The 18,675-nt window shown below is 64.2% G+C and carries 18 protein-coding genes and 1 tRNA gene; 12 read left to right on the top strand and 7 right to left on the bottom strand.

Features of this window, described 5'->3' with window-relative positions:
- Nucleotides 1-26: 26 nt before the first annotated feature.
- The 3 genes from plsY to ACFQX9_RS05905 are packed head-to-tail and all read right to left on the bottom strand — an operon-like array spanning nucleotide 27 to nucleotide 2,910.
- On the bottom strand, nucleotides 27-623 hold the full coding sequence (plsY, locus tag ACFQX9_RS05915; protein ID WP_247338482.1) for a glycerol-3-phosphate 1-O-acyltransferase PlsY: 597 nt from the start codon (nucleotides 621-623) through the stop codon (nucleotides 27-29).
- A gap of 32 nt (nucleotides 624-655) precedes the next feature.
- Nucleotides 656-1,963: a dihydroorotase gene (locus tag ACFQX9_RS05910; RefSeq protein ID WP_018458321.1), complete on the bottom strand. Its 1,308-nt coding sequence runs from the start codon at nucleotides 1,961-1,963 to the stop codon at nucleotides 656-658.
- On the bottom strand, nucleotides 1,963-2,910 hold the full coding sequence (locus ACFQX9_RS05905) for an aspartate carbamoyltransferase catalytic subunit (RefSeq protein WP_007603315.1): 948 nt from the start codon (nucleotides 2,908-2,910) through the stop codon (nucleotides 1,963-1,965). The genes ACFQX9_RS05910 and ACFQX9_RS05905 overlap by 1 nt, the downstream gene beginning before the upstream one ends.
- A gap of 226 nt (nucleotides 2,911-3,136) precedes the next feature.
- On the opposite strand from ACFQX9_RS05905, the gene ACFQX9_RS05900 reads away from it, so the two are divergent.
- The 3 genes from ACFQX9_RS05900 to ACFQX9_RS05890 are packed head-to-tail and all read left to right on the top strand — an operon-like array spanning nucleotide 3,137 to nucleotide 6,359.
- Nucleotides 3,137-3,907 (top strand): M15 family metallopeptidase, encoded by a 771-nt coding sequence (locus ACFQX9_RS05900; RefSeq protein WP_377787154.1) that lies wholly within the window; start codon nucleotides 3,137-3,139, stop codon nucleotides 3,905-3,907.
- Between the two features lie 20 nt (nucleotides 3,908-3,927).
- Nucleotides 3,928-5,571 (top strand): acyl-CoA dehydrogenase family protein, encoded by a 1,644-nt coding sequence (locus ACFQX9_RS05895; protein WP_377787151.1) that lies wholly within the window; start codon nucleotides 3,928-3,930, stop codon nucleotides 5,569-5,571.
- Between the two features lie 23 nt (nucleotides 5,572-5,594).
- On the top strand, nucleotides 5,595-6,359 hold the full coding sequence (locus ACFQX9_RS05890; protein ID WP_018458318.1) for a CPBP family intramembrane glutamic endopeptidase: 765 nt from the start codon (nucleotides 5,595-5,597) through the stop codon (nucleotides 6,357-6,359).
- On the opposite strand, the gene ACFQX9_RS05885 is transcribed toward ACFQX9_RS05890, so the two are convergent.
- Nucleotides 6,356-7,279 carry an AEC family transporter gene (locus ACFQX9_RS05885; protein ID WP_247369740.1) on the bottom strand — a complete coding sequence of 308 codons (924 nt, stop codon included), beginning with the start codon at nucleotides 7,277-7,279 and terminating at the stop codon, nucleotides 6,356-6,358. The two genes, ACFQX9_RS05890 and ACFQX9_RS05885, sit on opposite strands and share 4 nt — an antisense overlap.
- Nucleotides 7,280-7,282: 3 nt before the next feature.
- Entirely contained in the window at nucleotides 7,283-7,774 is a 492-nt protein-coding gene (ruvX, locus tag ACFQX9_RS05880) for a Holliday junction resolvase RuvX (protein WP_007603328.1), read from the bottom strand.
- Between the two features lie 46 nt (nucleotides 7,775-7,820).
- On the opposite strand from ruvX, the gene ACFQX9_RS05875 reads away from it, so the two are divergent.
- Entirely contained in the window at nucleotides 7,821-8,036 is a 216-nt protein-coding gene (locus ACFQX9_RS05875) for a hypothetical protein (RefSeq protein ID WP_085357370.1), read from the top strand.
- Here ACFQX9_RS05875 and ACFQX9_RS05870 read toward each other — a convergent pair.
- Nucleotides 8,023-8,913, bottom strand: a complete 891-nt coding sequence (locus ACFQX9_RS05870) for a LysR family transcriptional regulator (protein ID WP_085351411.1) — start codon at nucleotides 8,911-8,913, stop codon at nucleotides 8,023-8,025. The genes ACFQX9_RS05875 and ACFQX9_RS05870 overlap by 14 nt on opposite strands.
- Nucleotides 8,914-9,008: 95 nt before the next feature.
- Here ACFQX9_RS05870 and ACFQX9_RS05865 point away from each other — a divergent pair, with 95 nt between their 5' ends.
- From ACFQX9_RS05865 to ACFQX9_RS05830, 8 genes are all read left to right on the top strand, one after another.
- The gene (locus tag ACFQX9_RS05865; RefSeq protein WP_085351412.1) at nucleotides 9,009-9,983 is read left to right on the top strand and encodes a nitronate monooxygenase family protein; all 975 of its coding nucleotides are present in this window, start codon (nucleotides 9,009-9,011) and stop codon (nucleotides 9,981-9,983) included.
- Nucleotides 9,984-10,000: 17 nt separating this feature from the next.
- Complete coding sequence (locus ACFQX9_RS05860) at nucleotides 10,001-11,077, top strand: nitronate monooxygenase family protein (protein ID WP_085351413.1); 1,077 nt, start codon at nucleotides 10,001-10,003, stop codon at nucleotides 11,075-11,077.
- A gap of 178 nt (nucleotides 11,078-11,255) precedes the next feature.
- Nucleotides 11,256-11,543, top strand: a complete 288-nt coding sequence (gene gatC / locus ACFQX9_RS05855) for an Asp-tRNA(Asn)/Glu-tRNA(Gln) amidotransferase subunit GatC (RefSeq protein ID WP_007611211.1) — start codon at nucleotides 11,256-11,258, stop codon at nucleotides 11,541-11,543.
- Between the two features lie 79 nt (nucleotides 11,544-11,622).
- Nucleotides 11,623-11,835, top strand: coding sequence for a hypothetical protein (locus ACFQX9_RS05850; protein ID WP_085351414.1), 213 nt, complete (start codon nucleotides 11,623-11,625; stop codon nucleotides 11,833-11,835).
- Nucleotides 11,832-13,307 carry an Asp-tRNA(Asn)/Glu-tRNA(Gln) amidotransferase subunit GatA gene (gatA, locus tag ACFQX9_RS05845; RefSeq protein WP_085351415.1) on the top strand — a complete coding sequence of 492 codons (1,476 nt, stop codon included), beginning with the start codon at nucleotides 11,832-11,834 and terminating at the stop codon, nucleotides 13,305-13,307. The genes ACFQX9_RS05850 and gatA overlap by 4 nt, the downstream gene beginning before the upstream one ends.
- Nucleotides 13,298-13,600 carry a hypothetical protein gene (locus ACFQX9_RS05840; RefSeq protein ID WP_085383246.1) on the top strand — a complete coding sequence of 101 codons (303 nt, stop codon included), beginning with the start codon at nucleotides 13,298-13,300 and terminating at the stop codon, nucleotides 13,598-13,600. Before gatA ends, ACFQX9_RS05840 begins: the two co-directional genes overlap by 10 nt.
- Nucleotides 13,597-15,081 carry an Asp-tRNA(Asn)/Glu-tRNA(Gln) amidotransferase subunit GatB gene (gene gatB, locus ACFQX9_RS05835; protein ID WP_204511383.1) on the top strand — a complete coding sequence of 495 codons (1,485 nt, stop codon included), beginning with the start codon at nucleotides 13,597-13,599 and terminating at the stop codon, nucleotides 15,079-15,081. The genes ACFQX9_RS05840 and gatB overlap by 4 nt, the downstream gene beginning before the upstream one ends.
- Before the next feature lie 1,702 nt (nucleotides 15,082-16,783).
- The gene (locus tag ACFQX9_RS05830; RefSeq protein ID WP_085351418.1) at nucleotides 16,784-17,050 is read left to right on the top strand and encodes a hypothetical protein; all 267 of its coding nucleotides are present in this window, start codon (nucleotides 16,784-16,786) and stop codon (nucleotides 17,048-17,050) included.
- Nucleotides 17,051-17,339: 289 nt separating this feature from the next.
- Here ACFQX9_RS05830 and ACFQX9_RS05825 read toward each other — a convergent pair.
- A tRNA-Ser gene (locus ACFQX9_RS05825) sits at nucleotides 17,340-17,432 on the bottom strand.
- Nucleotides 17,433-18,675: the final 1,243 nt, after the last annotated feature.

Genomic DNA, 18,675 nt, shown 5'->3' with positions numbered 1-18,675 from the left:
TGCCGCGGTATCCGTGGATTCCCGGCTTATGTCTTCTCGCCGATCCGGCTTTCCTTGCCCGATTGCAGCCGCTTGATGTTCTCGCGATGGGCGTAGAACAGCAGCAGCGTCAGCACCGCGGCCATCGCTGCTAGTGCGAGATGGCCAAACCACCACAGGAACAGCGGCGTGATGAAGGACGCCACCAGCGCAGAGAGCGAGGAATAGCGGGTGGTGAAGGCGGTCGCGAGCCATAGCAGGCAGAACACCAGCGCGGCCGGCCAGAACAGCCCGAGCAGAATGCCGATATAGACGGCGACACCCTTGCCGCCGCGGAACTTGAGCCAGACCGGGAAGAGATGGCCGAGGAAGGCGCCGAGCCCGGCCAGCATCGCGGCGTTGGGACCGGCGATGTAGCCGGCGATCACCACGGCCACGGTGCCCTTGAGCGCGTCGAACAGCAGGGTCGCGGCGGCAAGGCCCTTGCGCCCCGTGCGCAGCACGTTCGTGGCGCCGATGCTGCCGGAGCCGATCGACCGCAGATCCTGCGTGCCGCCGAGCCTGGTCAGGATCAGCCCGAACGGAATCGAGCCGAGCAGGTAGCCGATGACGAAAGCGACCGGCAGAAACAGTTCAAGCGCCATGTCTGCAAATTCCCTGGCTGCAGCTCCGCACGTCAGACATGCTCGTACACTGTCCGTCCGCCGACAATGGTGCGCACCACGCGGCCTGTAAAGCGGGCCTCGTCGAACGGCGTGTTCTTGCAGGGCGATTTGAGGTCGGCGGGATCGACCACCCAGGGCACATCGGGGTCGATCACGATGACGTCGGCGGGGCTGCCCGTGCGCAGGGTTCCGCCAGGCAATCCCAAAATCTCGGCCGGCCGGGTCGACATCGCCCGGATCAGCGTCTTGAGGTCCAATTCGTCATTGTGCACGAGGCGCAGGCCCGCCGGGAGCATGGTCTCCAGCCCGATGGCGCCGGGGGCTGCTTCTGCGAAAGGCAGGCGCTTGACCTCGACGTCCTGCGGGTTGTGGTCGGACATGATGACGTCGACGAGGCCGGAGGCGACGGCGGCGACCAGCGCGCGGCGGTCGTCCTCGGTGCGCAGCGGCGGCGACAGCTTCAGGAACGAACGGTAAGGGCCGATGTCGTTCTCGTTCAGCGCAAGGTGGTTGATCGAGGCTGAGGCCGTCACGGCGAGGCCGGCGTCGCGGGCGCGCTTGAGCACGTCGAGCGACTCGATGCAGGTCAGCGACGCCGCGTGATAGCGGCCGCCGGTGAGCGCGACCAGGCGCATGTCGCGCTCCAGCATCACGGCTTCCGCCGCGTTCGGGATGCCCATCAGGCCGAGCCGCGAGGCGAACTCGCCCTCGTTCATCACGCCTTCGCCGACGAGATCGCGGTCCTCGGTGTAGTGCACGATCAGCGCGTCGAAATCGCGCGCGTAGGTCAGCGCGCGGCGCATCACCTGCGCATTGCTCACGCTCTTGTCGCAGTCGCTGAAGGCGATCGCGCCTGCTGCCTTGAGGAGGCCGAACTCGGTCATCTCCTCGCCGTGCATTCCCTTGGTCAGCGCCGCCATCGGCTGGATGTTGACGATCGCGGTGTCACGGGCGCGACGCATCACGAAGTCGACGGTCGCCGAGTTGTCGATCACCGGCAGGGTATCGGGCTGGCAGATGATGGTGGTGATGCCGCCGGTCGCAGCCGCCTGGCTCGCGGACGCAAAGGTCTCGCGATGGCTGAAGCCCGGCTCGCCGACGAAGGCGCGCATGTCGATCAGGCCGGGTGCGACGATCTTGCCGGCGCAGTTGACGACGTCGGTGCCCTCGGGGACGCCGGCAGCGCCAATGCCGCGGCGGGTCTCCCGGATGATGCCGTCGGCAATCAGGACATCGCCGGGGCCATCGAAATCCCTGCTGGGGTCGACGACGCGGGCATTGGCAAGCAGGATGGGTCGGCGGTCGGTCAACATGAGCATCACGCGTTCGGCAGGTTGCGGGCGAGCGCTTCCAGCACCGCCATGCGCACGGCCACGCCCATCTCCACCTGTTCGCGGATCAGGGACTGCGCGCCGTCCGCGACCGCGGTGTCGATTTCGACGCCGCGGTTCATGGGGCCGGGATGCATGACAAGGGCGTCTGGCTTGGCGTAGGCGAGCTTCTTCTGGTCCAGCCCGAAATAATGGAAATACTCGGAGGTCGACGGCACGAAGGAGCCGTTCATGCGCTCGCGCTGGAGCCGCAACATCATGACGATGTCGGCGCCGTTGAGCCCCTCGCGCATGTCGCGCGCGACCTCGACGCCCATCCGCTCGATGCCGGGCGGCAGCAGTGTGGAGGGGCCGACGACGCGGACGCGGGCGCCCATCGCGTTGAGCAGGATGATGTTGGAGCGGGCCACGCGCGAATGCAGCACGTCGCCGCAGATCGCGACCACGAGGCCCTCGAGCCGGCCCTTGTTGCGGCGAATGGTCAGCGCGTCGAGCAGGGCTTGTGTCGGATGCTCATGCGCGCCGTCGCCGGCATTGATCACGGAACCGTCGACCTTGCGGGCCAGCAGTTCCACCGCGCCGGAGGCGTGATGGCGCACCACCAGGATATCCGGATGCATGGCGTTGAGCGTCATGGCGGTGTCGACCAGCGTCTCGCCCTTTTTGATGGACGAGGAGGACACCGACATGTTCATGACGTCGGCGCCCAGCCGTTTGCCGGCGAGCTCGAACGAGGATTGGGTCCGGGTGGACGCCTCGAAGAAGAGGTTCACCTGCGTCCGTCCACGCAGGACGGTGCGCTTCTTGTCAACCTGGCGGTTGAGCTCGACATATTCTTCGGACAGGTCGAGGAGGCCGGTGATGTCGGCCGCGGAAAGGCCCTCGATGCCCAGCAAATGCCGGTGGCCGAGGACGAAGGTCGATTTCGATGTCATTAAAGCGAGAGCTATAGGCGGGGATGGCCGGGGGGGCAAGGGCCAAAGCCCGGGCGGGGAGTTATCCCCCGATCTGTCGGTCTTATCGCTGGCGTGAGCTGTCCCCGTCTTCTCCGTCATGCCCGGGCAGAAGCGCGAAGCGCGTCTTCGCGCTAGACGTCCCGGGCATCCACGTTCTTAAGGTGCTGTCGCAGAAAAGGCGTGGATGGCCGGGACAAGCCCGGCCATGACGAAGGGGAGATTTCCGCTGAAAACAACTCTAACAGCGCTCTTGGTCGCGGCTTTTGTTTCCGCGGCCCACGCCCAATCGCTTCCCGGCGGTTTCGTCTATCTGCACGACATCGAGCCCAGCATCATCCAGGACATCCGCTACGCCACCTCGAACAATTTCGTCGGCCGTCCGCTCGCCGGCTACGGGGCCGGCGAGTGCGTGGTGAAGCGGGAGGTTGGGCTGCGGCTGAAGGCGGTCCAGCAGGAACTGGCGGCGCAAAATCTCTCACTGAAAATGTTCGACTGCTACCGGCCGGCGCGGGCCTCGCTCGACATGGTCAGGTGGTCGCAGAACGGCCACGAGACGGCCGCCGAGCGGCGCTACAATCCCAAAATTCCCAAGACCGAGCTGTTCCGCCTCGGCTACATCGCAAGCCGCTCGCAGCATTCGACGGGCGCAGCGCTCGATCTCACGCTGGTCGATCTCAACGCCGACAATTCAGGCAAATACGACCCGTCAAAGACCTACGCGGACTGCACGGCACCGGTCGAGGCGCGATTGCCGGAGGGCAGCGTCGACATGGGCACCGGCTATGACTGCACCGACGTGAAAGGGCATACCGCCGCACCAACGATCAGTCCGGATCAGCGCGCCTGGCGCAAGCGGCTGGTGGCTGCGATGGCAAGGCAAGGCTTTGTGAACTATGCAAAGGAGTGGTGGCACTTTTCGCTGCCGGGAGCGGGCGGTGCGGCCTATGATTTCCCGATCCAGCCGCGGCGGAACTGATTCCGCGCCGAGGACACGAGATGACCCAGCCCAGCTGCGCGACCCACGAGGTCTTCAACCAGTCGCCGCCGTTCGAGGACGTCGATCTGTTCGCCGCGGACCAGCCGCTGGTCGCGGCGGTCAGGGCCAATGGCGCTGCGGCGGCGGAACCGGAGCTCTCGGAGTTCGGCAAGCATTGGGGCTCGGCTGCGATGGCCGATCGGGGGCGCGTCGCGAACGAGAACACGCCGAAGCTGCGCACCTTCGATGCCAAGGGCAATCGGCGCGACCAGGTCGAGTTTCATCCGGCCTATCACGAGCTGATGGCTCACAGCGCCCGTGCCGGCGTGCACAATTCGACTTGGACTGCGGATGGAAGACCCGCGGGCGATGCCGCAGAGGTCATCCGCGCGGCAAAATTCTACATGGCCTCGCAGGTCGAGACCGGCCATCTCTGCCCGATCACGATGACGCGCGCCTCCGTTGCGGCGCTGGCGATGCAGCCTGATCTGCGCGCCAAGGTCATGCCGGTGCTGTCGACGAAAAGCTACGATCCCAGCTTCGCGCCGTGGTGGGAGAAGCGCGGTATGACGCTCGGCATGGGCATGACCGAGAAGCAGGGCGGTACCGACGTGCGCGCCAACATGACGCGCGCGGTGCGCGAGGGAGGCGCCTACCGTATCACCGGCCACAAATGGTTCATGTCGGCGCCGATGTGCGATGCCTTCCTGGTGCTGGCTCAGGCGGACCAGGGACTGACCTGTTTCTTCATGCCGCGCTTCGCGCCGGATGGTTCGGTGAACGCGATCCAGTTCCAGCGGCTGAAGGACAAGCTCGGCAACCGCTCCAACGCGTCATCCGAGGTTGAGTTCGTCGGTGCCTATGCGGAAGCCGTCGGCGATGAGGGCAAGGGCATCCGTACCATCATCCAGATGGTGCAAATGACGCGGCAGGATTGCGCGATCGCCTCGGTCGGCCTGATGCGCTCGGGGCTCGCCCACGCGCTGCATCACACCCGGTACCGCAGCGTGTTCCAGAAACATCTCGCCGATCAGCCGCTGATGCAGGCGGTACTCTCGGACATGGCGCTGCATGTGGAGGCGAGCACGGCTGTGGTGATGCGGCTCTGCCGCGCCTTCGATCGGACGCCGCGCGATCCGGCGGAGGCCGCCTACATGCGGCTGCTGACGCCTGCGATCAAATACTGGACCTGCAAGAGCGCGCCGCCGTTTCTCTACGAAGCCATGGAATGCCTCGGCGGCAACGGCTATGTCGAGGACGGCATTCTGGCGCGGCACTACCGGGAGTCGCCGGTCAACGCGATCTGGGAGGGCTCGGGCAACGTCATGTGTCTCGACGTGCTGCGCGCGCTCTCGCGCGAGCCGGAGGCAGCGATGTCGGTCCTGCAAGCGCTTGCTGCCGAGACCAAAGGTCTGCCAGGGGCAGGCGAGACGGCGGGATTCATCGGCAAGACCTTCGGCCGCCCGGACGGCGAGCGCGTAGCGCGCCTTGCGGTCGAGAAGCTGGCGCTGCTTGCGGCCGCCGCCGCGCTCAACGGCGTGTCACCGCGTCAAGCAGAACTGTTCGCCGCCACGCGCCTCGCCAAGAACCACGCCAGCATGTACGGCGCGGTCGAGCTCGAGAGCGGCGACGTGCGCACGCTGCTGGAGCGGGCGCTGCCGTGAGCCTGCCAAACGAAAGCCTCCTGATGGACTCCCTCAATCCCGATCTGCCGCCGCTCACCGAGACGCCGGCGCCGCCGCGAGTCTGGAAGTTCTGGGGCACGGCGCTGTGGGGCATCGCCATCTTCGCAGCCATGTTCGTCGGGCAGATCGGGGCCATCGTCTATCTGGTCTGGGTCGCCCGTGACCCAATCGACCTCGCATCGATGCAGCACATCGGTCGCGAGCCGGCGTCGCTCGCGTTTTCGGTCACGATGGGCCTGCCGGCGACGCTGGCCGCCGTGTGGCTGGCCATCCGCATCAAGAAGGCCTCCTTCGTCGACTATCTCGCGTTCTATTGGCCGTCCTGGAAGCAACTCCTGTTCGGCGCCGTCGGGCTGATCCTGATCGTGGTCGCCTGGGAGACGATGTCGCGGAGTCTGGGCCGCGAGGCGACGCCGGGCTTCATGACCGACCTGTTGAAATCCGGTCGCGACAAGGGCGCGGCGCTGATGCTGCTGTTCGCCTTCAGCGTGGCAGCGCCGATGTCCGAAGAGGTCCTCGCCCGCGGCTTTCTGTTTCGCGGCTGGTCTGCGAGCTTCCTGCGCGTGCCCGGCGCCATCATCCTGTCGTCGCTGGTGTGGACGGTCGTGCATCTGCAATACGACCTGTACTTCCTCGCCGAGGTCTTCTCCATCGGCCTGTGGTTCGGCTACATGCGCTACCGCAGCAGCTCGCTCTGGCTCACGATCGTGCTGCACGCGCTGAACAATCTGACGGCGGTGGTGCTGACGATGTGGCTGGGGAGTTAGGCCACCAGCGCGATCGCGATCGGCATCGTGATCGCCGCCAAAATCGTCTGCAGCGTGATGATCTGCGCCAGCAGCGGGGCATCGCCGCCCATCTGGCGGGCCAGCACATAGGCGCTGGTGGAGGTCGGCACCGCGGCGCAGATCGCGACGATCGCGAGGCTGTCGCCGGATAGTCCGAACCAGACGGCGAGCACCAGCGCGACCGCGGGCATCAGCACCAGCTTGAACACCACGCCGATAGCCGCGCCCGCGCTGGGACGGAGCAGGCCTTCAAGATGCAGTCCGGCGCCGGTGACGAGCAGGCCGATGGCGAGCGAGGAGCGGCCGAGTGCGTCCGCCACCTCATGCCAGATCTTCGGCAACGGCAGGTGGATGACGTTGACGACGAGCCCGATCACGCAGGCCCAGATCAGGGGATTGCGGACAACCGTCATGACAACGGTGCGCGCGGATTGCTTCTTCGGCGCTGCGTAGTGCGCGAGCACCGCGACGCTGAGGACGTTGACCAGCGGAATGATTGCCACCATCGCGACGGAGGCGAGCGCCAGCCCGACCTCGCCGAACATATTGGCGGAGACGGACAGCGCCACATAGGTCTGCCAGCGGATCGCGCCCTGGAAGATCGAGGTGAAGGCGGGGCCGTCGATATCGAGCCGCGACAGGGCGGGGCGGAGCGCGAGGCAGAGCAGCGACATCGCGAGCGCTGACAGCAGCAGCGCGCCGCCGACGCCTGCGACCGGGACCTTGGACAGGTCGGCCTTCACCAGCGTCTGGATCAGCAGCATCGGAAACAGCACGAAATAGGTCAGCCGCTCAAGCCCGTTCCATTGCGTATCGAGCCGCATCAGGGTGCGCTTCAGCACCACGCCGAGCACGATCAGGATAAAGACGGGGAGGAGCGCCGCAATCACGACGGCCATGGATCAGTCAGGCCCCGGGGCTGCGCGCAGATTGGCGAGGCGGTCGAGCGCGCCTTGCAGGATGAAGATCGCGGCGTGCTCGTCGATCACTTCGGCGCGCTTGGCGCGGCTGACATCCATGCCGATCAGCTCGCGCTCGACCGCGGCGGTCGACAGGCGCTCGTCCCAGAGGCCGATGGGCAGCGCGGTCAGACCGGCGAGGTTGCGGGCAAACGCCCGGGTCGATTGCGCGCGCGGGCCTTCGCTGCCGTCCATGTTGATGGGCAGGCCCAGCACGAAGCCGACGGCCTTGCGTTCACTGGCGATCGCGAGCAGCCGGGCGGCATCCTGCTTGAACGCCTTGCGCTGGATCGTTTCGACGCCGGTAGCTAACCGGCGGTCTGGATTGGAGACGGCAACGCCAATTGTCTTGGTGCCGAGATCAAGGCCGACCAACCCGCCGCGTTCGGGCCAGTGGGTTGCAGCATCGACGAGAGGCAGGATAAGAGCCGGCATGGTGTTAGCGCATATCACGCGTCGCGCTACGGAGTGAACCCGGAACATGGATGCGCTGACATTATTCGGCTTGTTCGCCGTGACAGCGATGCTGGTCGCTTACGCCCTGGAAGACCGCAGCCACTGGTTCGTGCTGATGTTCGCAATGGCCTGCGTGCTCGGTTCGGCTTACGGCTTCCTGCAAGGGGCCTGGCCGTTTGGCGTGGTCGAGGCGATCTGGGCCGTCGTGGCGCTGCGGCGCTGGCATCTCAGGCCGCGATGACGTCGTCGTCTTGCTTCAGGCAGGCGGCAAATCCGTTCAGTGCACTGGTTTGATGTCCGGCACGACGCTGGATGAAGAGCGTCTCGACCTGCGCGTGCGAATGGCTCAGCGCGTGGATCGAGACGCTGCCGTTGATCGCACTGCGTTCGACCACGGCGCGCGGCAGCAGTGTCACGCCCATGTCGGCGGCGACACAGCCGATCATGCCGTCGAGCGTGCCGAGTTCGAAGCGTGCGGCTGACGGCCAGCCGAGCTCGACAAAGATCTGTTCCAGCCGCTGCCGGTAGGTGCAGCCGGTGCGGAACGTCAGTGCGGTCGGGCCCGACTCCGGCGTGCCGGCGCGCAGCTCGGCGAGCGTGGCCCAGCGCCGCGCACTGACCAGCACCAGCTCTTCGCGGAACGCGCTTGTCGCGGTGAGATCGGCATGCACGATCGGACCTGCGACGAAGGCGCCGTCGAGGGTGCCTTCGAGCACGCAGGCGACGAGGTCGGCGGTGGGTGCGGTGCGCAGGCTCAGCCGGACGGCGGGAAAGCGGCGATGAAAATCGGCCAACAGCGGCGGCAGCCGCACCGCTGCGGTCGTTTCCATCGAGCCGATCGCGAGCGGTCCCTTGGGCTCGCCGTCGTCGCAGGCGGCGAGCACGGCCTCGCGCGCTAATGCGGACATCCGTTGCGCGTAGGGCAAAAGGCGCTTGCCCGCACCGGTCAAGGTCATGCCGCGGCTGTGCCGTTCGAACAGCGGCGTGCCGATCTCGGCTTCCAGTGCCTTCACGCGCTGGGTGACGTTCGACTGCACCGTGTTGAGCTCTTCCGCCGCGCGGGTGATCCCCCCGGTCCGGGCGACGGCAGCGAAGGTCTGGAGGTCGCTGAGTTCCATAATATCGTTTCTCTTTTGAGATGGCAGCGTTCGTAAGAAATCAATTTTGGAGAATGGTATTCTAGACTAATATTCGTGTCGAGAGCGGAGGAGCCATGCCGATCACCACGCCGCTGACCCAGCTCCTGGGGATCAAGCATCCGATCCTGCTGGCTCCAATGGACACGATCGCCGGCAGCCGGCTGACACGGGCTGTCAGCGAGGCCGGCGGCTTCGGGATCCTGGGTGGTGGCTACGGCGATCAGGAACGGCTCGAGGCCGAGACCAGGCAACTAAGCGGCTTTGCTTCGTTCGGTATCGGCTTCATCACGTGGAGCCTGGCAAGACAGCCAAGACTTCTCGACATCGCACTCGACGCCAATCCGCAAGCGATCATGCTGTCATTCGGCGATCCTGCACAATTTGCAGCGCGCATCAGGGCGTGCGGGGCGCGCTTGATCTGCCAGGTGCAGAGCGAGGACATGGCGAAGCAGGCACTGGATGCCGGTGCGGACATCCTGATCGCGCAGGGTACCGAAGCCGGCGGTCACGGCGCATCGCGCACAACCGTCGATATCGTACCTGCGATCGTCGATCTCACGGCCGGGCGCGTGCCGGTGGTTGCCGCCGGCGGAATTGCCGATGGTCGCGGGCTCGCCGCGATGATGATGCTGGGCGCCTCCGGCGTGCTGATCGGCACGCGCTTCTATGCGAGCGTGGAGGCCAATGGCGCGGAGGAAGCCAAGCAGCGCATTCGCGACGCTGATCCCAATGACACGGTGCGCGGCGTCATCGTCGACTGGTCACGCAGCCTGTTCTGGCCGGCCCCGTTCACCGCGCGAACGCTGGTCAACGATCATATCAGGCGCTGGACCGGCCGCGAGGTCGAGCTGATGCAGCGCGCCGCCGAGGTGACCGTCGAATATGCCGCGGCAAGGGCCGCTGGCAATTTCGAGGTCGCCGCGGTCTTTGCCGGCGAGGCCGTCGGCCTGATCAATGATATTCCGTCCGCCGCCGAAATCGTCGAACGGATCGCGACCGAGGCCGAGCAACTGCTAACCGGCCGGCGTAATTCCAGCGCGTCCGCCTAAACTGCGAGAGAACAACCATGTGGCCGAACCGTCGATTGATCGATCTCTTCAAGACCGAATTCCCGATCGTGCTGGCGCCGATGGCCGGCGTGATGGACGCGGAGCTGGTGATCGCCGTTGCGCAAGGCGGGGGCCTCGGCTCGCTGCCGAGCGCGATGCTGTCGCCGGAGAAAGCGCGCGAGCAGGTCAACATCATCCGGCAGCGCGTCTCCGCGCCGGTGAACATGAATTTCTTCTGCCACACACCGGTCGAGCTCACGGCCGAGGCGGAGGCGCGCTGGAAGCAGCGCCTCGCGGGCTACTACAATGAGCATGGCCTCGATCCCGCCGCACCCATCAATGCCGCGAACCGCGCGCCGTTCGACGCCGGCTTCTGCGAGGTTGTGGAGGAGCTGAAGCCGGAGATCGTCAGCTTCCATTTCGGTCTGCCCGAGGCCGCGCTGCTCAAGCGGGTCAAGGCGGCAGGATGTCTCGTCATCTCGTCGGCGACCACTGTGAGCGAAGCGGTCTGGCTCGAGCAGCACGGAGCTGATGCCGTCATTGCCCAAGGCGCGGAGGCCGGCGGCCATCGCGGCATGTTCCTGACCGACAAGATCTCGGAACAGCCCGGCACCTTTGCGCTGGTGCCGCAGGTGGTCGACGCGGTGAAGGTCCCAGTGATTGCGGCCGGCGGCGTTGCGGATGGCCGCGGCATTGCAGCCGCCTTCGCGCTCGGCGCGGCCGGCGTGCAGATCGGAAGTGCCTATCTGCGCTGCCCGGAATCCAAGGTCAGTGCGGCGGCGCGTGCGGCGCTCGCCGAGGGACAGGATGATTCCACCGTCATTACCAATGTCATGACCGGGCGGCCGGCGCGCGGCGTTCAGAACCGCCTGATGCGCGAGGCCGGCCCGATTTCGCCGGACGCGCCGCCATTTCCCCATGCCGCAACGGCGCTGGGACCGCTCAAGGCTGCGGCCGAGAAGCAGGGCAGGGTGGATTTCACCAATCTCTGGGCCGGGCAGGCGATCGCCCTGGGCCGCGAGGTCCCGGCAGCTGAACTGACCCGGGATCTCGCCAAATCGGCGCTTGCCCGGATGAAGGCGTTGGGCGGATAGGTCCCTAAAGCGCGATGAGCTTCGGGCGAAGCCTCATCGTGCTTTAGGTTCTTGTTTGCGCATGATCTTTTCGGAAAACCGCTTCACACTTTTCCGGATCATGCGCTGGCGCCGGTTGCGGCGCAAAAGCGGCCTCTGCTATACGGCACATAGGTTTTGCCGTGAGAGGCCTTATATAATGTCCGTCGACGCCGCTACCGTCCGCCGCATCGCGCATCTGGCGCGCATTGCGGTTTCCGAGGGCGAGGTTCCGCATCTGCAGGGCGAGCTCAACGCCATGCTCGCCTTTGTCGAGCAGCTCTCGGAGGTCAATGTCGAGGGCGTGGAGCCCATGACCTCGGTCACCCCGATGCAGATGAAGAAGCGGCAGGATGTGGTCAATGACGGCGAGATCGCCGACGATATCGTTGCCAACGCACCTGCGACCGAAGGCCACTTCTTCCTGGTGCCGAAGGTTGTTGAGTAATTTACGTAGCGTTTTCGAGCGAAGTGGAAGCCGGTTCGCGTAAAGAAAACGCGTCAAAAGAGTCTCAGGACGAAGTCCGATGTGCATGCTTTGCGACGACGAGAAGGCCTATCAGGCTTACATGAACTATCTCGACAAGATGGAGCGGCAGGGCAAGGCTGCCGACCCCAACGTCGCCGTCAATGCCGTGCTCGACGAGATCGAGGCGGCTGCGAAAGCGGCCACCAAGAAAGACGACCCGGCCAACGACAAATCCCTGTCTCCGTTCTTCTGCAGCCCGATCAATAAATGACCGATTTGACATCGCTGACGCTCGCGGAGGCCCGCAAGGGCCTCGCGGCAAAGACTTTCACGTCCCTCGAGCTGACCGACGCGCATCTGAACGCGATCGAAGCCGCCCGCGTGCTCAATGCTTTCGTCATGGAGACGCCCGACCGCGCGCGCGACATGGCGAAGGCCGTCGACGAGAAGATCGCCAAGGGTGACGCGGGGCCGCTTGCCGGCATTCCGCTCGGGATCAAGGACCTGTTCGCGACCAAGGGCGTGCGCACCACGGCGTGCTCGAAAATCCTCGGCAACTTCGTGCCGACTTACGAGTCCACGATCACCTCGCAGCTGTGGCGCGATGGTGCGGTGATGCTGGGCAAGCTCAACAATGACGAGTTCGCGATGGGCTCGTCGAACGAGACCTCGTGCTTCGGCCCGGTCGGCAATCCCTGGCGGCGTGATGGCTCCAACACGACGCTGGTGCCGGGCGGCTCGTCTGGCGGCTCGGCCTCCGCCGTGGCGGCTCTGCTCTGCATGGGCGCGACCGCGACCGACACCGGCGGCTCGATCCGCCAGCCGGCGGCGTTCACCGCGACCGTCGGCATCAAGCCAACCTATGGCCGCTGCTCGCGCTGGGGCATCGTCGCCTTTGCCTCCTCGCTGGACCAGGCTGGTCCGATCGCGCGCAGCACGCGCGATGCCGCGATGCTGCTGCGCTCGATGGCTGGCCACGATCCCAAGGACACGACCTCGGTCGACATAGCCGTGCCGGACTACGAGGCCGCGATCGGCAAGTCCGTGAAGGGCATGAAGATCGGCATTCCCAAGGAATACCGTCTCGACGGCATGCCGGCCGAGATCGAAAAGCTTTGGGAAGCGGGCGCGGCCTGGCTGAAAGCGGCCGGGGCCGAGCTCGTTGAAGTGTCACTGCCGCACACCAAATACGCGCTGCCGGCCTATTACATCGTGGCGCCGGCGGAGGCGTCCTCCAACCTCGCGCGCTATGACGGCGTGCGCTTCGGCCTGCGCGAGCAGGGCCGGAACGTCAACGAACTCTACGAGAACACCCGTGCAGAAGGTTTTGGCGCTGAGGTGAAGCGCCGCGTCATGATCGGCACCTACGTGCTCTCGGCCGGCTATTACGACGCCTATTATTTGCGCGCCCAGAAGGTGCGCACGCTGATCAAGAAGGACTTTGAGGATTGCTTCGCCAAGGGCGTCGACGCGATCCTGACGCCGGCGACGCCGTCGGCGGCCTTCGGCATCGGCGAGAAAGGCGGCGCGGACCCCGTCGAGATGTACCTCAACGACATCTTCACGGTGACCGTGAACATGGCGGGCCTGCCGGGCATCGCTGTGCCCGCCGGCAAGGATGCGCAGGGCCTGCCGCTCGGCCTGCAGCTGATCGGCCGTCCCTTCGACGAGGAGACGCTGTTCTCGCTCGGCGAGGTGATCGAGCAGGCCGCCGGCCGCTTCACGCCGGCGAAATGGTGGTGAAGATGGCGGCGTATATCGCCAGCCTCGACGGCGCCGCGCCGCCGCCGGACCTCAGCGCTCCACTTGCCGCACTATGGTGGGCCGCCAAGGGCGACTGGGACGAGGCGCACAAGATCGTCCAGGACGAGAGCGGCCGCGCGGCCGCTTGGGTGCACGCCTATCTGCACCGGGTCGAGGGCGACCTCGGCAACGCCGGCTATTGGTACCGCCAGGCCGGCCAGCCCGTGGCAACGGATTCATTACAGGCAGAGTGGGAGCGGATCGCTGCCACGCTGCTCGGGAGCAAGCCATGAACGCACCTGCCGCACCCCACAAACTTCTCAAGGGCTCAACCGGTGACTGGGAGATGGTCATCGGCCTGGAGGTCCACGCTCAGGTGACGTCGAACGCGAAGCTGTTCTCCGGCGCCCCCACCGCATTCGGCGGCGAGCCGAACTCGCATGTGTCGCTGGTCGACGCGGCGATGCCGGGCATGCTGCCTGTGATCAATGAGGAATGCGTCAGACAAGCTGTCCGGACCGGCCTCGGGCTGAACGCGCAGATCAATCTGCGCTCGGTGTTCGACCGCAAGAACTATTTCTATCCCGACTCGCCGCAGGGCTACCAGATCAGCCAGTACAAGTCGCCGATCGTCGGCGAAGGCGAGGTCGTGGTCGAACTGGACGGCGGCAAGACCGCCACCATCGGCATCGAGCGGCTGCATCTGGAACAGGACGCCGGCAAATTGCTGCACGATCAGTCGCCGACCATGTCCTATGTCGATCTCAACCGCTGCGGCGTAGCGCTGATGGAGATCGTGTCGAAACCCGACATCCGCGATGCCGAGCAGGCCAAGGCCTATGTGACCAAGCTGCGCTCGATCCTGCGCTATCTCGGCACCTGCGACGGCGACATGGAGAAGGGATCCTTGCGCGCCGACGTCAACGTCTCCGTGCGCAAGCCCGGCGCGCCGCTGGGCACCCGCTGCGAGATCAAGAACATGAACTCGATCAATTTCATCGGCCAGGCGATCGAGTACGAGGCCCGGCGCCAGATCGAAATCCTCGAGGACGGCGGCGCGATCGACCAGGAGACCCGGCTCTACGACCCCAACAAGGGCGAGACGCGGTCGATGCGGTCCAAGGAAGAGGCGCACGACTATCGCTACTTCCCCGATCCCGACCTGCTGCCGCTGGAGTTTTCGCAAAGCTTCGTCGACGAGTTGAAGGCTGAGCTGCCCGAGCTGCCGGACCAGAAGAAGACGCGCTTCGTCGCGGATCTCGGCCTGTCGGCCTACGACGCCAGCGTGCTGGTCGCCGAGCGCGAGAGTGCCGTGTTCTACGAGACCGTGTTGGAGAAACTCGCCAACCGCGCGCGCGACGGCAAGGTCGCCGCGAACTGGGTGATCAACGAGCTGTTCGGTCGTCTCAACAAGGAAGGCCGGGATATTACGGACTCTCCGGTCGATGCCGCACAGCTCTCAGGGATCATCGACCTGATCGGCGAGGGTACGATCTCCGGCAAGATCGCCAAGGATCTGTTCGAGATCGTCTGGCAGGAGGGCGGCGATCCCCGCGCACTGGTCGAAAGCCGCGGCATGAAGCAGGTCACGGATCTTTCGGCGATCGAAAAGGTTGTCGACGACATCATCGCGGCCAATCCCGACAAGGCGGCGCAGGTCAAGGACAAGCCGCAGTCACTCGGCTGGTTCGTCGGCCAGGTGATGAAGGCATCCGGCGGCAAGGCCAACCCGCAGAGCGTCAACGAGCTGCTCAAGTCCAAGCTCGGCATCTGACCTCGCGCGTTCGAACGAGGTGACGGACAGGCGTCGTCACCTCGCTTTCGGTTCGCGATGCGACGCTCGCGCACATCCTCTGCGACGAACTTCATCCCGATCGAACGCGACACGCCGACCGAATCGCCGTCACGCGATTCGCGCAAAACGGCGACTTGCACGCGCTCTGACGAGCGCTCGCGCCGTTAATCATGAAAATATTTTCGTTGCCAAAAGTCGCGACTCAGAGTCCGCGAAGCGCCTTCGCGAGGCGCTCGGGCGATCGGCAGGATGCATCATTGCAACGATCGTGCGCGATGCACGCGTGCAAGAAAATACTTGCTGCATAGTGTTTTTCTACAATCGCATCTGTTGCAAACGTCGATGCAGCAGGCACTCTCTGCGATCGCAAGCACACCTCATGCAGTCCGTTTGCATCGCGTTCGCCAGCGCAGGCGCGTTTCGCCGTCAACACTTCTTTAAGCGAGACGCTGTTTTTTTCGTTGTGTTGGTGTATTCGGGATGAGTGTGCACTCGATCCCCGACTGCATGCAGCGATTAAGCCATCTCACACATCGGAGGGCAACATGGCCAAGAAAGCTAAGAAGGCAAAGAAGGCGAAGAAGGCGAAGAGCGCAGTGAAGAAGACTGCGAAGAAGACCCGCAAGGTCGCCAAGAAGAAGTAACTTCGCTTTTTGAAGTTGCCGGCTCCTAGAGAGCCGGCACGTCATCAGCGCCTCTCAAAAGGTTCTGGTCGACGATAGAGGGTGTCGGCGAGACATCAGGTCAACGGTCGGATCGTTCTCTTCGCGGGTTCGCTCGCTAAGCCCGATCCGGCAGAAGAAACAAGTTTTCTTCGTTCGGTGCGGTTCTCCGTAAGGGGCTCCGCAATTTCACAGGCGGCCTTCGGCCAACGTGGAATCTGGTCCTGACGTGTTCGCCGACGCCCTCGTTCTCATGAGGCCGGGGTATTGCCGGCATTCCCATATCCCGACATTGTTGATCTGACCGCGATGTGGCCGTTCTGCCCTTGAGCAGTCAGGGTTGTCGCATATGACGTCAGCGGCGCCTGAGCGAGCACCTCGTCCTTCGAGAGGACCGCTTAGCGGTCCCCTCCGGATGAGGCTCGGCTGCATCCATCTTTGATGCTGCCGCATCCTCATCCCTCATCCTGAGGGCCCGCCGCAGGCGGGCGTCTCGAAGGATGGCCGCAGTCGAGTTTCCAGCCATATACTTCTTCATATGCGCGCCCTGCTTGAGCAGGGAGGCTGCAGCGCAATTGCAGGCAGTTCGCGCACCTCTTCTCCATTCGCGGTGTCATCGCCCGGCTCCGACCGGGCGATCCAGTACCCCGCAGCTTCTCGTGGGACCATTGCTGTCTCTGGAATACGGTGACGACAGCAGGCGGGGACACCACAGGACGCGCGTCACCGTGCGCAATGGTTATCGTTCTCCCAAAATCCCAAGGTAAACCGAATCTGACGAATTGCAGAAGTCCCTGCAAAATAGGGATTTCTTGCATTTGTCGTGCGCGCCTGGCGCGGGCGCGTTTACGTCTGCTTCATCGCGATACTTAAACTGACATTCAAATTTGCCCGCCATCATTACCTCCAACAAGCCGGCAAACGGCACGGGCAAAAAGCCTCGGGGATGAGTTGAACAGTTGATCGGACGGGAGCCGCGCTCGGGGGACGAGACGGCATAAGAAAAAAGGGGCTGCGTTATGTTTCAGGGTACTTTCGATCTGGAGACCGCGACGCCGATCGACGCAGGCGCGCTGTCGGACGTGCTGTTCGAGCGCGGCCTCTATTGGGCGAGCGGACGCGCCGGCCTCGTCGATCTCGTCGCCGCGCACAAATGGTTCAACCTCGCCGCGCTCAAGGGCCGCAAGGACGCCGTGACGCTGCGCCAGGAAGTCGCCGGGCAGATGTCGGATGCCGATATCTCAGCCGCCCAGCGCGAGGCGAGGGCCTGGGTCTCCGCCCACTGAGCGGTGAATCACGTCCCGGCGGTCGTTTCGCAGGCGAACCTGATTTTCGCTAATCGGTTCCCTCGTGGTCCGCCATCCGGATTCGGAGCGGCGTGAGCGATCCCGACGAGATGACTGGGCGCAGATCAGAGGCGGCGGATTCAGATCGCGCCCTTGCACTATGATCTGGGATACTTCGACCCGGAGCAGAAAACCCTGCAACCTCTCGACAACCCGTTCGGCACGAGGCTGTCACCCATGTCTTAGGTACGTTCCGTTACCCATGTCTTCGGGCCGGACAGCTGCGGAGTGGCGGAGAGGGAGGGATTCGAACCCTCGATACAGCTTGAGACCGTATGACGCTTTAGCAAAGCGTTGCCTTCAGCCACTCGGCCACCTCTCCGGTGCGAGCCTTATGCATCTAATTACTTGGGCTGGTCAATTTGGAAGCGTGTGTTTTTGCTCGAATATTCCCAGCGAATTCCGAAACCAAGCAGTTTGCTCTCGGGCCGAGAACGTAACGCCGCGATAACGGACGCCAAGCTGGAGGTTCTGGCGCTTGTATTAAGAGTGGTTCTGGCGCGGACAAAGGGTCCCTTCATCCATATAAACGATTGATTTTGCTTTCAAATTGGATCGAATGGCCCGCGTGTGGGACGACTGCCTTCGTCGCCGACCGCCTCATCAGTGATTCATTTGCAAGCGATTGATTTGATTGTCTCTTTCCGCGATTCGCCACAAACTATGAGCGGTGATTGCCCCTCAGATCGGCTGACGGGGTCCCGTGTTATAGGCTGCGGGGAGGGCGCTCTCACTATTAGTGGGATCATTCGCTCGCCGGCCGAGGATCTGCCCCGTCGCGCCAGGCGTCGCCGCAATCAGGGAGGGCCTTGTCTGGCGATTTCTCTTTCCGTGGAAACGGCCCTTGGAAATCAAAGCAGGGACGATCTGGCACGCTGTTTCATTCTTCAACTGTCAGGACTCCGCCGCTACGGATCTCATCTTACAATAGTCAGGACGTAGAGCATCCAGCTGGGTAGCTCACTGCGAGATATCGATAGGCAATATCCCGACCGCTTCGAGACGTACGCGTTTTCAATCGGTCCTGACGACAACAGCGATCTCCGCAAGCCGCTCGAAAAGTCATTCATAGCTTTGTCGATTGCGAGACAAGCTCGACGGTGAAGTCCTGCAAGCGATCGACGATGCGCAGATCGATATTTTGTCGATCTTGCAGCCGCTTGATGGTCAGGCCAGCCAGTTCCCGAAGGGCTGGCGCACGGCGAGTCCCTGGTTGATTCCACGATTCGGGCGCCCCAGACCCACAGCGAGGCGTCTCCACGGATGTGAGGGGCTGGTGCCGGAACTTTTGATGGCAGATGAAACCCGTCGAAAAAGATCAGTAGATTCAAAGTGTTACAAAGTCGCCCTGATCACATCTGCGTGTTATTTGTGCAACACCCGTTGGAAAACACGCTCGATCGGCCGGTTCTGAAGCGTTCTGTTGTTGTGTGTGCAAGGGGGTTCGGTAATTGTGACTGAGCGACGGAGGGGGGCATCCCGAGGTCGTCCCGTCTTAGGTGGTTCGCTTAAGTCCCTCGCGTTCAGCGGGTGTGTCCGAAGGCGCGAAGCGACTAAGCGGTGAA

Origin of the sequence: Bradyrhizobium sp. GCM10028915 (assembly GCF_042666195.1) — a bacterium.
Classification (GTDB): domain Bacteria; phylum Pseudomonadota; class Alphaproteobacteria; order Rhizobiales; family Xanthobacteraceae; genus Bradyrhizobium; species Bradyrhizobium canariense_D.
Note: the sequence above shows the minus strand (reverse complement) of the source record. Positions and strands in the feature narration are given on the sequence as shown.

What these genes read in the sequence shown, in the direction of transcription:
- plsY (WP_247338482.1), bottom strand. Translation starts at nt 623, where the DNA reads ATGGCGCTTGAACTGTTTCTGCCGGTCGCTTTCGTCATCGGCTACCTG.
- ACFQX9_RS05910 (WP_018458321.1), bottom strand. Translation starts at nt 1,963, where the DNA reads ATGCTCATGTTGACCGACCGCCGACCCATCCTGCTTGCCAATGCCCGC.
- ACFQX9_RS05905 (WP_007603315.1), bottom strand. Translation starts at nt 2,910, where the DNA reads ATGACATCGAAATCGACCTTCGTCCTCGGCCACCGGCATTTGCTGGGC.
- ACFQX9_RS05900 (WP_377787154.1), top strand. Translation starts at nt 3,137, where the DNA reads ATGACGAAGGGGAGATTTCCGCTGAAAACAACTCTAACAGCGCTCTTG.
- ACFQX9_RS05895 (WP_377787151.1), top strand. Translation starts at nt 3,928, where the DNA reads ATGACCCAGCCCAGCTGCGCGACCCACGAGGTCTTCAACCAGTCGCCG.
- ACFQX9_RS05890 (WP_018458318.1), top strand. Translation starts at nt 5,595, where the DNA reads ATGGACTCCCTCAATCCCGATCTGCCGCCGCTCACCGAGACGCCGGCG.
- ACFQX9_RS05885 (WP_247369740.1), bottom strand. Translation starts at nt 7,279, where the DNA reads ATGGCCGTCGTGATTGCGGCGCTCCTCCCCGTCTTTATCCTGATCGTG.
- ruvX (WP_007603328.1), bottom strand. Translation starts at nt 7,774, where the DNA reads ATGCCGGCTCTTATCCTGCCTCTCGTCGATGCTGCAACCCACTGGCCC.
- ACFQX9_RS05875 (WP_085357370.1), top strand. Translation starts at nt 7,821, where the DNA reads ATGGATGCGCTGACATTATTCGGCTTGTTCGCCGTGACAGCGATGCTG.
- ACFQX9_RS05870 (WP_085351411.1), bottom strand. Translation starts at nt 8,913, where the DNA reads ATGGAACTCAGCGACCTCCAGACCTTCGCTGCCGTCGCCCGGACCGGG.
- ACFQX9_RS05865 (WP_085351412.1), top strand. Translation starts at nt 9,009, where the DNA reads ATGCCGATCACCACGCCGCTGACCCAGCTCCTGGGGATCAAGCATCCG.
- ACFQX9_RS05860 (WP_085351413.1), top strand. Translation starts at nt 10,001, where the DNA reads ATGTGGCCGAACCGTCGATTGATCGATCTCTTCAAGACCGAATTCCCG.
- gatC (WP_007611211.1), top strand. Translation starts at nt 11,256, where the DNA reads ATGTCCGTCGACGCCGCTACCGTCCGCCGCATCGCGCATCTGGCGCGC.
- ACFQX9_RS05850 (WP_085351414.1), top strand. Translation starts at nt 11,623, where the DNA reads ATGTGCATGCTTTGCGACGACGAGAAGGCCTATCAGGCTTACATGAAC.
- gatA (WP_085351415.1), top strand. Translation starts at nt 11,832, where the DNA reads ATGACCGATTTGACATCGCTGACGCTCGCGGAGGCCCGCAAGGGCCTC.
- ACFQX9_RS05840 (WP_085383246.1), top strand. Translation starts at nt 13,298, where the DNA reads ATGGTGGTGAAGATGGCGGCGTATATCGCCAGCCTCGACGGCGCCGCG.
- gatB (WP_204511383.1), top strand. Translation starts at nt 13,597, where the DNA reads ATGAACGCACCTGCCGCACCCCACAAACTTCTCAAGGGCTCAACCGGT.
- ACFQX9_RS05830 (WP_085351418.1), top strand. Translation starts at nt 16,784, where the DNA reads ATGTTTCAGGGTACTTTCGATCTGGAGACCGCGACGCCGATCGACGCA.